This is a genomic window from Butyricicoccus pullicaecorum (assembly GCF_002160355.1).
GTDB lineage: Bacteria > Bacillota > Clostridia > Oscillospirales > Butyricicoccaceae > Butyricicoccus > Butyricicoccus pullicaecorum.
On the sequence record NZ_NFKK01000002.1, the window covers coordinates 1 to 14,517 of the forward strand.

The window sequence follows — 14,517 nt, forward strand, 5'->3', positions numbered from 1 at the left end:
AGGCAGTCAGACAGGCCGAGGAAAAGGCGAAGGCCGCCGAGGGCAAGCTTGCCAAGGCTCGAAATCCGCTGGCGATGAAGGTTAATTTGCTGTTTGAGGATATGCAGAGTATGACAAGTCGCCTTGAAAATGCGCTTGCAGCGTTAGCCCAGGAACAGCCGGAGACGGCAGAGAAGTTCCGGACGACGATCGGGCAGTTTATGACGCTGAAAGGGGAGTCGATGCAATGAGTCAGGAAGCATACCAGAACAGTCACTATGACCGGCTGTGCGCGGCGGCGAAGCATTTCGGTTTGGATGCCCAGAAGCAAAAGACCAAGGAGGAAATGGACGAGCTTGCCGAGCTGCTTGGTGATTACAGCGTACCCGATCGGGCGCTGCGTGCGGCACGGATCGAGGAGCTGGCCGACGTTTACAATATGCTAGATCAACTTTGCATCCTGTGGGATTGTGAAGACGAGGTGCGGGATACCGCAGAGCGCAAAATGGAGCGCACCATGGAAAGAATCGCCAGCGGTTATTATGAGGGTAAAGCCAATGGATGATAGCAGACATGGCTGCAAGCTCTTTTACTGCACGCGCCGGAAAGCGTATGTGTGCTGCTCTGATTGCAGCTTAAACCCGGAGTACGGCGGGACGTGCAAGGACGGCTGCATGAATTCGCCGGAATTTTGCGGCCAGCAGGCCGCGGTGATTTTGAACAGGGAAGGGAGACCGAGAAAATGAAAAAGCAGGAACGGAGAACCCCGGAGGCATGGAAGCGCCGCAGAGCGCGGGAACGTCAGAAGATGGCCGCTCGTTGGATGCGGGAGGATGCAGACCGTCGGCTGCTGCCCAAGTTTCAGGGGGCGCGATAATGGTAGAAGTTATCTTGTGTACGACCTGTTTTTGTCAGATCGCCGGGCGCGGCTGGCCGATCACCCGGGCGGGAGATAATAGCCAGAAGGGAACCTGTGAGAACTGCAACCGCAAGACCTATGTCGGTAAATATCAGTATTCCGGGCCGTCTGGCGTGATTTACGGCAAGGACGGAACGGAAGAAGGTGGCAACCCATGATTGCTGCGCTTTGTGGTCAGTGTTTTCACCGGCTCGATATGCGGGTAGCATTTCGGCGGTTACATACAGAGACAGAGAAGGAAACCTGCCTTTGCTGTGGTCGGCGGCGGTACACTGGGCTGTATGAGGCGGGTTATTTTAAGCTTGGGAGGGCGATTCGCAATGTCAAACATGAGGATCAAGTGCAAAAAGCTCAGATGCGAGAACGAATTTTTGAAGTTGACCGTAGCCGCGGCCCGGATGATCATCGCAGGAAAAAAAGAGCGCGTGCGCGCGCTGGAAGCCGAAAACGCAGCGCTTCGCGGTAAAATCGAGCAGGCCGAACGAGCGATGCGTCCGTTTTGGAAGTAAGAGAGAAAGAAAGAGCCGTGACGGGGAGACCGTCACGGCTTTGGCGCAGGTGATGTTATGCAATGTAGAAAAGAGGAAGTCGGCGGGAAGCTGTATCTCGCGTATCAATATAGCTATGGTGTGATTCGCCGTCAGAATCCACGAGAGCGGGCAGAACGGCGTAAAGTGACCAGTGAGGCCAAACGGAAAATCAATGCCTTAAACCGCAGATTTGAGCTGATGAAGTTAGTCAGCGTGAATTTTACGCCGGGGCGTGATTTATTCGTCGAGCTGGGCTGGGATCACGAGCCGGATGAGAAAGAGGATGCGCAGGCGCTTAAAAGTTTTCATCGGCGGATGCGGCGGGCGTTCCAAAAGGCCGGACGCGAATATAAATACATACTTGTGACCGAGACGCACAAGCGTGATGGATCGGATACCCGTTTACACCATCATGTGATTATGACCGGTCTAACCGGGCGAGATTTGGCACTGGTGAGGGATGGCTGGCCGTATGGCAGCGTCGATGTGCGCTCTCTGCGCGAGTTGACCGACAATTTTGAGGATACCTGCAAGTATTTACTCAAAGAACGCAAGCCAAAAAATAAGCGGTCGTACAACACGAGCAGCAATCTCAAACGCCCGCCCGAACCACTGAAACGACGGGTTGCAGAAAGTGCCGATCTGATTGTGCCGCCTGGCGTGAAGCTGGTAAACCGCGATCGGCGCGATACCGATTGTGGGCGGTATCAGATTCTGGTTGGCAAAATCATCGATCAAAAGGCGTTTGATCGCTATTGGGATAAGGTGCAAAAAGACCGGCGTCGGGTGATGGAACAAGAACACTGGGCGAAATATGCACGGCAGAAAAAGAGAGGGGCAAGCAGCCCCTATCTCGCACGAAATGGTGTCTAACATCTGAGCAGCAGAAACGGAGGGACGCGAAGAATGAACCGAGACGATTTGCGGCAGGTACGCAGCCTGATTGCGGAAATTGAAGAGGACGCAAAACGGCGGGAGACTTTTGCGGCATATTCCCTTTTTGCTGAGGATGACCAGCAGGCCGTCCGGTATCGGGAACGACTCCGGGAGATTGCGGCCTGGATCAATGAGATCGGAGACAGTCAGACACGGCGAGCGTTTCGGCTGCGGTACATAGACGGGTTGCCCTGGGCGGCGGTATCGTTCCGTCTTGGCTATGGGGGAGAGTCCGGGGCGCGGAAACTGTGCGAGCGATATTTGGAAAATAGCTGACCATTTGCGTGTAGTTTTAGATGGTCGGCTTTGCTGTGCCCGTTCGTGTCAAAATAGAGTACACTCAATTGTGACGGGTGGTGAGACCGGCAAAGAATGTAAAAATAGAGTTGAAAACGCTATTATTTTACAGATGTAAACCAATGTCTAGAAATCAGATTTACAAGGAGGGCGAAAACCATGAAAATCGGTTATGTGCGTGTTTCGACCGAGGAGCAGAACGAGGCGCGGCAGGTGGAAGCACTGGAAAAACTGGGTGTCGAGAAAATCTACATTGAGAAGAAGAGCGGAAAAAATTTAGACCGGCCTGTGCTTCAGGAAATGCTGGACTTCATCCGCGAGGGCGATACGGTTTATGTCCATGACCTCAGCCGTATTTCGCGCAGTCTGACCGACCTTCTGAATCTGGTCGAGCTGCTGCACAAGAAACGGGTGCATCTGGTGAGTGAGAAGGAGAGCGTCAACACCGAGACTCCGACCGGGCGGCTGTTCCTGTCCATCGTTGGCGCGATCAACGAGTTTGAACGGACGAATCTTTTGGAGCGCCAGCGCGAGGGCATCGAGATTGCCAAGCGCGAGGGCAAGTATAAGGGGCGTAAGCCACGGCAGCTGGACAACGTTGCCGAGCTTTATGCCATGTGGCAGAGCGGCGAAAAGAGCAAGGTGCAGATTGCGCGGGACTACCGTATTAGCAGGCCGTCCCTTGACCGGCTGTTTAAAGAGCATGAGAAAGCCGGGGCGCCTCAGGCAAAAAAAGAAGACGGCTCGGAATGAGCCGTCTTCCTATTATGATTCATCAAGCATCTGCATCGCTTGGGCAATTTGGGCAAAGCAACGTTCCAGTTTATCGTTTTTATCCTGCACGGCGGCAGGCAGCGAGAGGACAGGGGTGGGAAGCTGCATGGCATCTTCGGGTACGCCGATACCGCACAATTCCCATTGAAGCTTGCGGAAGCCGGGTTCAAAGATAACGGTCAGGCGCTTAGCAGACATCTGGCATCGGTTAAAGAACTTGTATTCACCGAGCGAATCCCCTGAGAGGGATTCAAAGTCCACACCGGGAACATAGATGGTAGGTTTGCCCTTCATGGTGTCACGCACCTTTTCGCGGGTGACATGGAGCATATGAGCGGCATCCTCGACGAGAATCGCCGGACAGCCGCGCCAGACGTGGGGCAAGTCACAGATCGGACGGACACGATAGCCGCCAGTCTGACGGATAGAGGGTAAGACTTCATCAAAGAGCCAGTGTTCAAAACGCTGGGCGGAGGGCAGTCGAGAACGAACGATCAGGCGGTATAGGTCGCCTTCGGGGATGAAGTTCATAATTTGCTTTTTACCTTTAGAGTCGACGTGGGTGCGTTTCACACACGCGTGACAATGTGCGCTGACAGCGTTCTGCGGTTGACTGTAACCGAGGATACGTGCACATTCGCGAGCAGGAAACAGGACTTTGCCGTCCTCATAAATCAGGTCGAGTTTGCCGAACTCGACGTTTTCGAAGGTCATCATATCGCTGCTCATTTTCTCCCCTCCTTCCGCTCGGCCAGCTTATAGCGTGCGCCGCTCAGACAGACAAGGCGAAGCTGGTCGAGCAGGTCAAAGAGGTCGCCGCTGCTGCCGAGGTCGATGGACAGGCAGAGTTCGGCCAGCTCATCGCAGCGGGTGAAAAAGACATCCTGTGCCCGGGTGCTCTCGGAAGGAGCGGGCAGAGGGATGATTTGTAATGCGGTGTTGTTCATAAAGAATCCTCCTTGAATCACCCCGGAGGATATGATAGAATAGATTTATCAAATCCTTTGGGGTTTGGTGTTTTGGGAGCAGTCCGGAACTTTGCTAGGGTTGAGGGCTGCTTCTTTTTATTTTGCCAGTTGTTCCGAGACAAGTTGGATGCCTTTCCGTATGACATCGCTTCGACTGGTTTGCAGCTTTGCGGCGCAATCGTCTAAATCGCTGAGCGTCTTTTGATCAACACGGATTTGCAGGAGCTTGTCTTTTCGGCCATCCTCGCCAACTGGTCTTCCTGTGCGAGGAGTCAAGTTCATCACCTCACTTTTGTAATTACATTATATATTATGTCATTACAAAAGTCAAGGTAAAAATGGAAAATAGGGGGGCACGATTGGTGATACTCCCTGTGAGGCAAGGTACCTCGCGTTTAGAGAGGTCGTGACAATTACTGAAAGCGATTGTATGCGTGGGCGAAAGATGATACAATAAAAGCAAAGGAGGGATGGATATGCCGTTACCCAAGAAGGAAGCCCTGTACACCTATGCGGACTATGCCGCATGGGAGACCGAGGACAAATATGAACTGTTTGATGGCGTGCCAGTGATGCAGGCACGACCGAGTATTCTGCATCAGGCGATCGAAACCGAGATCGTGCGGCAGATTGCAAATTTTCTGGATGGAAAGCCCTGCCGGGTATTTTCAGAAATCGAAGTACTATTGCCAGACCATGCGGCACAGGATGCGGACGATGTGCGCAACCTGTTTGTACCGGACATTGCAGTGATTTGTGAGCCGGGCAAGCTGACAAAGCAATATTGTCTGGGTGCGCCGACGGTTATTATGGAGATCCTTTCGCCCTCCACGGCGAAGGCAGACCGTTTTATCAAACTGGGGAAGTACCAGAAGGCGGGCGTGCCGGAATACTGGATCGTATCGCCCGAGGAGCGGACGATCACGGTTTTTGTGCTGCGCGGCGATTTGTACGAGACGCGGGCGGTATACAACGAGACCGACAAAGAGGCCGAAGTGTTTTCACTCCCCGGCTGCAAGCTGGATCTGACCAGCGTGTTCTCACAGGAATAAAGCGAAAGAGCAGACAAGAAAGTCTGCTCTTTTTGTGTTTATGACTGTTTATAAATAAAAATTGTTTCAAACCGTGTATATAGACAGGGATTTTATCCCTGTCTTTTTTTTATGCCCAAAATCAAACTTGTCCGTTTTGTCCGTTTTGTCCGTTTAGACTTACTGGCAAGCAAAACGGAAAGGAGGCGGCACGATGGGCAGCAAATACGACCCCGAAATCAAAGAACGGGTGCTTGCGCTGTATGCAAGCGGCGTGACGGCGCTCAAGTCGGCAAAACAAGTCGGTGTGCCGTACTCCACGGCGCTGGACTGGATTCATACGGCAGAAGAGGGCGACGAGGATTTCGTTGCTGCTCGCCGCGAGGCAAAGCGCCGCGCGATCAACAAAGCATGGCAGAGCGTGCAAGTTGGTATCAATGCCATTAACCGACAGGTCAAGGCGGCGAACCGTTCTCGTGCTGAGATCGACAAGGTAATCACTAAGGTGCTCAAGCGCGGCGATCTGGAGGAAGCCGACCGCGAACTGCTGATGCACATTATCAAAGACTATGCAGATGTGGGTATTCGTGATTTGACCAGCGCTACGAAGGCGATGTTTGAGATGCAGGATGCGCTGGAATCCCGTCTGACGGGTGCGGATAGCGGGCAGATGGTCATGATCGAGTTTGGAGATGCGGAGGATTACGCCGAATGAAAAAAAGCGTTCGGTTTGTGCGCCCGTATCCCAAGCAGCAGGCTTTCTTGCGTGCTAAGACGGCGCGTATCGCTTATGGCGGAGCGCGTGGCGGCGGTAAAAGCGAGATTGCTCGCATGAAGGCAATTTTGCTGTGCCTCAAGTATCCAGGTATTCAGGTGCTTTTCATGCGTCGAACATACCCGGAACTTAAAGAAAATCATCTGCTCCCGGCGCGGAAGATTCTGAACGGCATTGCAAAGTATTCCAGCATGGACAAAGCGTTTGAGTTTCCGAATGGCAGCCGCTTGAAGTTTGGCTACTGTCGCAATGACAGTGACCTTTTGCAGTATCAGGGTCAGGCGTATGACGTGATTTTCCTTGAGGAATGCACACAGTTCCCGGAGAACGTGTACACGACTATGACCGAGTCCAACCGTACCAGCCCGCTGATTCAGGTGCCGTTCAAACCCCGTATGTACTTCACCTGCAACCCGGGCGGTGTGGGTCATGCCTGGTTCAAGCGTCTGTTTATCGATCGAGAATACCGCAATCAGGAGCGCCCAGACGATTACACGATGATTCAGGCGACGGTCTACGACAACGAATACCTGATGAAGCACTCGCCGGATTATGTGCGTGCGCTGGAAAACCTGCCGGAAGACAGAAAGCGTGCGATGCTGTACGGCGATTGGAATGTATTCGAGGGGCAGTATTTCCCGGAGTTCCGGACGGGGCTGCACACTTGCGCACCGTTCGGAATTCCGTCCAGTTGGCCGCGCTACCGCGTGTTCGACTACGGATTCGACATGTTCGCGGCCTACTGGGTGGCGATGGATGAAACCGGAACGGCCTATGTGTACCGTGAGGTGTACGAGGGCAAGGACAAGGCAGACCAGTACGGCAATCCGGGCGAGGGGCTGACGATCGCGCAGGCCGCTGAGCGGCTTAACAGGTTAACACCGAGGAATGAGGAAATTTTTTGCACATTTGCACCGCCGGATATGTGGAATCGGCAGAGAGATACCGGACGCAGTGCGGCGGAGATCTTCGCAGCGTATGGCGTGCCGTTGTACAAGGTCAGTAATGACCGTGTACAGGGCTGGTGGGAGCTGAAAGATTGGCTCAAGGTGAGGCCGGAGACGGAAAAACCGCGCATTGTCATCTTTGAGACCTGCGCAAATCTCATCCGCACGCTTCCACTTTGTCAGCATGACGAAAAGAACCCGGATGACGTGGCGAAAGACCCGCATGAGGTGACGCACGCGCCCGATGCGCTGCGCTATTTCGTATCCGGTCAGCCGCTTGCAGCACAGACCCCGAACGAGTGGGATGAAGATACACCCTTGGATTACGACGAGGAGGTCGAAGATTTCTATGATTATGACGGCGGTTAGCGTTCTGGCTGCTGCCTGTTGCGCAGCTGTTGCTGTGTGGAATATCGTTCAGCGCGGCAAGTTGGAACAGCAGCTTGTGAACACTTATGACGCTTTGAGCAGGAAAGAGCGTGAGTGTGAGGGGCTCAAAGAAAACTATGCGTCGGTCTGCAAGCGATGCGAGCGGGTTTATGCCGACTATGAAGAGGCGGCAACCGAGCTGGAAGAGGCTCGGAAAGAAGCCGAAGAAGCACGCCAGCGCACCGAGGCGGTGCAGAACGCCCTTAAAGAAGTGCAGAATATCTGGAATTACACCGGTACTGGTGATGGGCAGCAGGAGGTTAGCTGATGGATGAGCTTTTAACCGAGACCCCGAAGAGCCGCAACCCGCCCGAACAGCGGGTGAAAGATGTACCGGCTGCCAAGGTGCTGGCAGAGTACAGCAAAGGCCAGACCTACAACACCAGCCTCGATCTGTATGAGCAGGTCAAGAAAAATGAGCGATTCTATCTGGGCGATCAGTGGAGCGGCTTAAAGGTCAAGAGCTTCACCCCGGTAACGCTCAATTTTCTGCGGCGCTGTCTGAGCTATTTCCAGGCAATGATTGTGTCCGATGACATTGCGGTACAGATTCTACCCTTTCGTAAGGCCGAAAACCGTGAGGTGATCGGACAGGTATATGAGAAATCGGTCGAGCGGGTGATGGAGCGCACGAAACTGAAAAGTTTGCTGCGTGAAAGTCTACGCGACACGGCGGTTGATGGCGACAGCCTACTCTATTTCTACTTTGACCCGGACGAGCCTTCAGGGCAGGAATACGTGCAGGGCGACATTCGCGCCGAACTCGTGATGAATACCAATGTCATCTTCGGTAACTCATACAGCCGCCACATTCAAGACCAGCCGTATATCCTGATCGTCCGACGCAGGACGGTGCGCGAGGCGCGGCAGGAAGCCAAAATGCGCGGCATCCCGGAATGGGATTCCATCGAGAGCGAGAGCGAAGACAGCTATGTTGGAGAGGACAAGCAGCAGGATGACAACCTCTGCACCGAGATCGTCCGATTTTGGAAAGAACGGGCAGCGGACGGGAAGAAGCATGTCTATGTGCAGCGCGTCATCGGAAAGGTCGTGACTGAGCACGCCAAGGATACCGGTTTATCGCTGTATCCGGCGGCATGGTGGAGCTGGGTCGAGCGGCGTAATTGCTATCACGGCGTTAGCCCCTTGACCGAGGTTATTCCGACCCAGATTGCCGTGAATCAGCTTTGGACAGCGGTTACTAGATATGTCCAATCGGCTGCGTTCCCGAAGATCGTGTACAACAGCAATATGTTCCCGAAAGGCTTTGACACCAATCCGAGCAAGGCGGTTGCTGTGGCAGGCGATGTGCGCGAAGCGCAGACCTCGGTCATCGGCGGTGTGACGCTGCCCCCGCAGATCATCAGTACTATTGACAGCCTGATGCAGAAAGCCATGGAAATGATGGGCATTTCGGATACTGCATTGGGTAATGTCCGTCCAGACAACCAGGCTGCGATTGTCGCGGTACAGGAAGCTACGGCTGCGCCGCTGGCGCTGCAAAAGTTGGCGTTCTATCAGTTCGTCGAGGATTGTGTACGGGTTGTGGTAGACATGATGCGCAATTATTACGGCACACGAGAGGTTGTCATTCAGCAGGACGTGCAAGACCCGATGACCGGCGAAACTATCCAGCAGGAAATGCCGGTCATGCTGGATTTTGGCACGCTCGATCTGGACGTGACCGAGATCAATGTCGATGTCGGCGAGGCCAGTTATTGGAGCCGCATTATGCAGCTGCAAACTGCGGATAACTTGTTTGCCAAGGGCTTCTATAACAAGATGAGCGATTATCTCAAGGATTTGCCGCAAGGTCTGGTCAGAAACCGTGACCAGCTTGTGCAGGAGCTTGAGAAGCGCGAACAGATGCAGGCGCAGCAGCAACAGGCTGTGGCAGCGGCAGGGCCGGAACCGCCTGCACCGGGACAGATGATGACCGTCTAGGGGATTCCAACCCCCTAGATACAAAAAGGTTCCTGCGAGCACTCGAAACCTTTTTGATACCCCCGGAACATCCGCGCCGGACTGCGGCGCGGGGTCGGGGTAGCCGTCCGAGGCACAGCCCCGGACGGCTGAAAATCCAAAAGCACAAGCGCTTGGGCGCGTTTTTAGGAAGGAGACCAATCATGGAAATGAAAAAGATCGGTTTGCAGTTTTTCGCAGAAGCTGCCGCGGAGGCGGATGGGGCGGGTGATGACGGTATGGCCGTCGATGGCTTTCTGGAAGGGTTTCTGGAAGACGAGGATTCCTTCGAGGAAGGTATGGACAGCGATACGCCGATTACGGCAGAGCCGGAGGCCGGTACGGATTCGCCCACCGCCCAGCAGGAAGATGAGATAACGCCGCAAGAGAGTCAGAGCGAACCGCAGCAGGTACAGCAGCCGCCGCAGGCTGCGCAGGAATTGGTTTCGGTCGCGGTTGGTAATACGTCCATCGGTCTGCCTAAAAGTGCGGTAGACGCGCTCTCGAATGCGTTGGGCGGCAATGCTGCCGAAGTCATCCGGCGTGGTTTGGAGTATGACAACAAGAACACACGCGAAATGGCACTGTTAACCCGTTTGGCCGAGGTGTCTGGTAAAGACCTGTCAACCTTCATGCAGGAGGCTGAACAGCAGATGATCCAGATGCAGGTCGAACGGGAAATGCAGAACGTTCGCGCAGAACTGCAGGAAGGCACGCCGGATGAGGCGATCCGCATCATTGCACAGAAGAGAGTGGAGGATGCCAACAACCGCAGAGCTTTCGAGCAGTTCCAGCAACGGCAGGCGCAGGCACAGCAGGCGGCCAGAGCCAGACAGCAGGCCGTTAATGACAAGGTGCAGCCCTGGCGCGATTATATTCAGCAGTTTGGCATTACACGCATGGAGGATATTCCGAAAGAAGTGCTGGCCTTTGCCGATCAGGGTATGAACCCGATTGCAGCGCACTATCGCTTCCAGGCGGAGCAGGCGCAGGCACAGATGCGCCAGATGCAGGCTGCAACGAAAAAGAACGAGCAGAACCGGCAGTCTGCTGTCGGCAGTATGGGGTCAAGCGGAGGCGATGAAGCCGACGCATTTCTGTCCGGTCTGCTCTCGGAAGACTAACATAGGTCTAGGGGAACCCAGTCCCCCTAGATACAAAAAGGTTCCTGCGGGCACTCGAAACCTTTTTGATACCCCCGGAACATCCGCGCCGGACTGCGGCGCGGGGTTAAGGTAAAAATCACAGGCAAAGCCCGTGATTTTTGCAAATAAATTAAAGGAGATGATAGAGCATGGCTGTAAATTATGCAAGCAAGTATACGAAAGAAATCGCTAAGCGTTTTACTGCGAATTCGTTCGTAAAGCCCAATACCAGCAATAAACTGAACTTTACCGGCGCAAAGACCGTGCGCATGTATCAGCTGGTAACTGTGCCGGAAAACGACTATAAGCGCAGCGGCAGCAATCGCTTTGGTGAACCCAAAGATATCGACGATATTGTACTGGAGTACACCATGGAGCGCGACAAGGCATTTACCGGCGTGGTCGATAAGGGCGACGAGAAAGACCAGACCATCCAGAGCAAGGCTGGTCAGTGGCTCAACCAGCAGATCCGCGAGCAGTCCACGCCCAATGCGGACAAGTACTATTTCCGCAAGGTGGCAAACTTCGGTCACTGCGAAAAGTTGGAATCCGCTCCTGGCAAGAATACCATTCTGGATGCGCTCGCTGATGCGCAAGTTTGGTACGATAATCATTTGATTCCGAATGAGAAGCGTATTTGCTATATGCCTGCGTCCAATTTTAAGTTTATCATTCGCTCAGACCCGTTTTTCTCGCTCGAAAAGCTGGGAACCAAGGCACTGACCAAGGGACATGTGGGTGAGGCATATAGCTTCCGTATGATTAAAGTTCCGGATGGCTATTTGCCGAAGAATTGCTATTTCCTCTGTGTTCATGCAAGTGCAACCGAACTGCCGTATAAGATTTCTGAGACCCGTATTCATAAGAATGCACCGGGTATTTCTGGCGCACTGGTTGAAGGTCGTTATTACTATGATGCGTTTGTACGCGGTGAAAAGGCCGATGCGGTTTACGCTGCCTGCGCACAGAGTGCGGTAATTGAGGATGTAGAGATCGGCGGCAGCTCTGGTGCGGTTACACTGACCTGTGCTGGTGCAAAGCTCATCAAGTACACGGTAGACGGCAGCGACCCCAGATTCTCTGATAATGCGGAAATCGCTACGAGCGGCAGTCCGCTGAATATCGAATCTGGTACAACCGTACGTGCGGTCGGTTTGGCGTATGCCCAGTGGGGTAAAAGCAACACTGATGAAGGCAAGTTCCCCGGCGCGGTGGTCGAGCAGACGATCGCTTAAACAATAAACATCTATCAAACATAACATTCAAAACGTGCTGCGATTCCGGCCCCGCATGTTGCCGGAGCGTGAGCAGGGATACGTAATAGGCTAAGAAGGAGGGGAGAAGAACGGAGCGTGATTCTCCCCTCTTTTTTGAAAAGGAGGAAACCTGCATGGCGAAAACCACTGTGCGCGATATTTACCGTGCGTCGCTGTCCATTCTGTTCGAGGAAGAGGACAATGACCCGGATTTTAAGCGCAGTTTTCCATTTTTCCTCAGCAAGCTGCTGATGGAAATTTTGCCGTACGAGAACCAGGTGCGGCGTTTTCAGAAGCGCGAGGCACTTAGTCCGGAAGATGTACCGGTTATCACAGAGATTGACGATACAACGCTGCCCTATGACGAGCGCTTTCTGCGCACGGCCATTCCGGACGGCATTGCCGGTCTGTTTATGGCAGACGATGACAGCAAAAAGGCTGAGTCTGTCTTGCAGTACAACAAGTATGTGCAGGCGTGCATCGATATTTGTCCGGCAGTCTTTGAGGACTTGTACACGAGCGAGGAGGAAGAAGACGAATGAAGCGGGTAAGCGTTCCGGATTTTTCCAGCCCATCGGTTATTACGCGGCAATACCGCAGCTTTAAGGGCTTGGATTACTCGGCAGACGAGAGCCAGATTGACGGCAGCCGGTCACCACTGGCGGTCAACATGATCTCGGACGCGGGCGGCTGGCCGCAGAAGCGTCTGGGTTGGCGCGTGCTCAGACGTTATACCGGACGAATCAACGGAATTTACCCGTACCGCAAAGACGATGGCACAATCGAGCTGATTGTTCATGCGGGCGCGGCGATCTATCGGGATGCATCTTCGCCGGTCAAGCTGCGCGACTCTCTGAAAGATGATTACAGCACCAGTTTTTACATGGCAAATAAGCTGTATATCCTGACCGGTGCGCAGTATTTGGTGTATGACGGGTCGAGCGTCAAGAACGTGTCCGATGATGCTTATACACCGACCACCAGTTACGGTATGAAGCCCGCAGGCGGCGGTACGGCCTATGAGAAGGTCAATTTGCTGTCGCCGTGGCGATACAACAAGTTCACCGGGGATGGTGAGACTAAGGTTTACCAGCTGGATGTCAAGGATTTGGATGACGGAAAGACGGTCACGGTCAAGGTGGGCGAGACTGAGCTGAAAAGCAGCGAGTTTTCGGTCAATTACAGCGAGGGCAAGATTACATTCACCACAGCTCCGGCAAAGCCTGCAAACGGTTTGGACAATGTGGAAATCAAGTTCTGTAAGACTTCCAAGCTCAAGGATTCGACCGAAAAAGCCGAGTCGCTGATTTTGAATTGCACGATCTGCACGACCTACGGTGTAAGCACCGAAGACCGTGTATTCGTGACCGGCAATCCCAAGCACCCGGCAACCGAGTATTATTCGGGTTTGGGTGATCCCAGCTATTTCCCGGATATTAACTATGTCGAAGTTGGTTCCTCTGACTGGCCGATCTTGAATTATCTGAAATTTCAGGGCGATCTTGTCATCGTCAAAGAGCATAACGCACAGGAATATACCGTCTGGCACCAGTCGGGCGAACTGCTTAGCGGTGTAGCAGCGTTTCCGCTGCGTCCTGGCGTGGCCGGTATCGGCGCGGTCGCCAAGCGCGGCGCACAGCAGCTTTTGGACGACGCGATGTTTCTGACTCCGCGCGGTGTATTTGCGCGTGTCAATTCGGTGGCATTGGTCAAGGTCGAGCAGGGTGTCAAATGTCGATCTAACCGGATTAACCGCGATATTCTGAGCCGTACCGATCTCAAAGACGCGGTGAGTGTGGTTTGGGACGGCTATTTCATTCTGTGTTTTCCAGCAACCGGCGAGTGCTTTGTTGCTGACTCTAACCAGCCGCAGTCGAATGGTGGCTATGAGTGGTATTACTGGAAGAACATTCCCGCGCGAGTGTTTGCGCAGGAAACCGGCGTTTTGTGGTTTGGCACGTCAGACGGTCGGCTGTGTCGGCTCAACAATGATGTGACCGATAAGGAAGGCAACATCCAGATGGATGCCTATAACGACGATGGCAAGCCGATCGAATGGGTCTGGGCAACCAAGATGGATGATTTCGGTAATATCGGTATGTTTAAGAACCTTACCAAGCGCGGCTGCGTCATCCAGTTTAAGACGGCGGTGCAGTCCAGTTGTGATATCTACCTGCGCACCGAAAAGGATTTCGGGGTTAAGAAGCGTTCGGAATCGCTGCGGCAGCTGGATTTTGAACAGCTCGATTTTGAGAAATGGACGTTTAACACCTTACCCAATAATATCCGCAGTCTCAAGAGCAAGGTCAAGAAGTTCCAGCAGTTACAGGTGATTTTGAAGGGAAAAGAACTGGACGAGGCGTTTGGTGTGCTGGAAATTGTGCTGCGGGCGACGGCAGGAAACCCCGTGAAATAGGTCCAGGGGAACCCAGTCCCCCTGGATACAAAAAGGTTCCTGCGGGCACTCGAAACCTTTTTGATACCCCCGGAATATCCGCGCCGGACTGCGGCGCGGGGTCAAGGGAAAAACCACAGGCAAAGCCCGTGGTTTTTGAAATCATATTTTGAG

19 protein-coding genes are annotated in these 14,517 nt (G+C 53.5%); 17 read left to right on the forward strand and 2 right to left on the reverse strand.

Annotated features, from left to right (window positions below; all coding sequences use genetic code 11):
* From B5F17_RS14765 to B5F17_RS01745, 8 genes are all read left to right on the forward strand, one after another.
* Positions 1-230 (forward strand): hypothetical protein (locus B5F17_RS14765; protein ID WP_162608046.1); only part of this gene is annotated, 230 nt, incomplete at its 5' end.
* Positions 227-544: a nucleoside triphosphate pyrophosphohydrolase family protein gene (locus B5F17_RS01715; protein ID WP_087370140.1), complete on the forward strand. Its 318-nt coding sequence runs from the start codon at positions 227-229 to the stop codon at positions 542-544. The genes B5F17_RS14765 and B5F17_RS01715, both read left to right, overlap by 4 nt.
* Positions 545-721: 177 nt before the next feature.
* On the forward strand, positions 722-856 hold the full coding sequence (locus tag B5F17_RS15195; RefSeq protein WP_275532104.1) for a hypothetical protein: 135 nt from the start codon (positions 722-724) through the stop codon (positions 854-856).
* Positions 856-1,056, forward strand: coding sequence for a hypothetical protein (locus B5F17_RS01725; protein WP_087370144.1), 201 nt, complete (start codon positions 856-858; stop codon positions 1,054-1,056). The genes B5F17_RS15195 and B5F17_RS01725 overlap by 1 nt, the downstream gene beginning before the upstream one ends.
* A 162-nt stretch (positions 1,057-1,218) precedes the next feature.
* The gene (locus tag B5F17_RS01730) at positions 1,219-1,407 is read left to right on the forward strand and encodes a hypothetical protein (RefSeq protein WP_087370146.1); all 189 of its coding nucleotides are present in this window, start codon (positions 1,219-1,221) and stop codon (positions 1,405-1,407) included.
* A gap of 57 nt (positions 1,408-1,464) precedes the next feature.
* Positions 1,465-2,301: a rolling circle replication-associated protein gene (locus tag B5F17_RS01735; protein ID WP_087370148.1), complete on the forward strand. Its 837-nt coding sequence runs from the start codon at positions 1,465-1,467 to the stop codon at positions 2,299-2,301.
* 33 nt (positions 2,302-2,334) lie between these two features.
* Positions 2,335-2,640: a hypothetical protein gene (locus B5F17_RS01740; RefSeq protein WP_087370150.1), complete on the forward strand. Its 306-nt coding sequence runs from the start codon at positions 2,335-2,337 to the stop codon at positions 2,638-2,640.
* 180 nt (positions 2,641-2,820) lie between these two features.
* A complete protein-coding gene (locus tag B5F17_RS01745) occupies positions 2,821-3,414 on the forward strand; it encodes a recombinase family protein (protein WP_087370152.1) in 594 nt (197 codons plus the stop codon).
* 12 nt (positions 3,415-3,426) lie between these two features.
* On the opposite strand, the gene B5F17_RS01750 is transcribed toward B5F17_RS01745, so the two are convergent.
* Both B5F17_RS01750 and B5F17_RS01755 read right to left on the reverse strand, forming a co-directional pair.
* Positions 3,427-4,164, reverse strand: a complete 738-nt coding sequence (locus B5F17_RS01750; RefSeq protein ID WP_242968687.1) for a BRO-N domain-containing protein — start codon at positions 4,162-4,164, stop codon at positions 3,427-3,429.
* Positions 4,161-4,382 (reverse strand): hypothetical protein, encoded by a 222-nt coding sequence (locus tag B5F17_RS01755; protein ID WP_087370154.1) that lies wholly within the window; start codon positions 4,380-4,382, stop codon positions 4,161-4,163. Before B5F17_RS01755 ends, B5F17_RS01750 begins: the two co-directional genes overlap by 4 nt.
* A 497-nt stretch (positions 4,383-4,879) precedes the next feature.
* Between B5F17_RS01755 and B5F17_RS01765 the strand changes: the two genes are divergently transcribed.
* From B5F17_RS01765 to B5F17_RS01805, 9 genes are all read left to right on the forward strand, one after another.
* Positions 4,880-5,455: a Uma2 family endonuclease gene (locus tag B5F17_RS01765; RefSeq protein WP_162608047.1), complete on the forward strand. Its 576-nt coding sequence runs from the start codon at positions 4,880-4,882 to the stop codon at positions 5,453-5,455.
* 193 nt (positions 5,456-5,648) lie between these two features.
* A complete protein-coding gene (locus B5F17_RS01770; RefSeq protein WP_087370160.1) occupies positions 5,649-6,149 on the forward strand; it encodes a hypothetical protein in 501 nt (166 codons plus the stop codon).
* Positions 6,146-7,525 carry a phage terminase large subunit gene (locus tag B5F17_RS01775; protein WP_087370162.1) on the forward strand — a complete coding sequence of 460 codons (1,380 nt, stop codon included), beginning with the start codon at positions 6,146-6,148 and terminating at the stop codon, positions 7,523-7,525. The genes B5F17_RS01770 and B5F17_RS01775 overlap by 4 nt, the downstream gene beginning before the upstream one ends.
* Positions 7,512-7,853 carry a hypothetical protein gene (locus B5F17_RS01780; RefSeq protein ID WP_143287649.1) on the forward strand — a complete coding sequence of 114 codons (342 nt, stop codon included), beginning with the start codon at positions 7,512-7,514 and terminating at the stop codon, positions 7,851-7,853. Before B5F17_RS01775 ends, B5F17_RS01780 begins: the two co-directional genes overlap by 14 nt.
* Positions 7,853-9,529 (forward strand): hypothetical protein, encoded by a 1,677-nt coding sequence (locus B5F17_RS01785; RefSeq protein ID WP_087370166.1) that lies wholly within the window; start codon positions 7,853-7,855, stop codon positions 9,527-9,529. The genes B5F17_RS01780 and B5F17_RS01785 overlap by 1 nt, the downstream gene beginning before the upstream one ends.
* A gap of 182 nt (positions 9,530-9,711) precedes the next feature.
* Complete coding sequence (locus B5F17_RS01790) at positions 9,712-10,671, forward strand: hypothetical protein (RefSeq protein ID WP_087370168.1); 960 nt, start codon at positions 9,712-9,714, stop codon at positions 10,669-10,671.
* Between the two features lie 170 nt (positions 10,672-10,841).
* Positions 10,842-11,927 (forward strand): chitobiase/beta-hexosaminidase C-terminal domain-containing protein, encoded by a 1,086-nt coding sequence (locus B5F17_RS01795; protein ID WP_087370170.1) that lies wholly within the window; start codon positions 10,842-10,844, stop codon positions 11,925-11,927.
* A 155-nt stretch (positions 11,928-12,082) separates the two neighbouring features.
* Positions 12,083-12,490: a hypothetical protein gene (locus B5F17_RS01800; RefSeq protein WP_087370172.1), complete on the forward strand. Its 408-nt coding sequence runs from the start codon at positions 12,083-12,085 to the stop codon at positions 12,488-12,490.
* Entirely contained in the window at positions 12,487-14,364 is a 1,878-nt protein-coding gene (locus tag B5F17_RS01805) for a hypothetical protein (protein ID WP_087370174.1), read from the forward strand. Before B5F17_RS01800 ends, B5F17_RS01805 begins: the two co-directional genes overlap by 4 nt.
* Positions 14,365-14,517 lie beyond the last annotated feature (153 nt).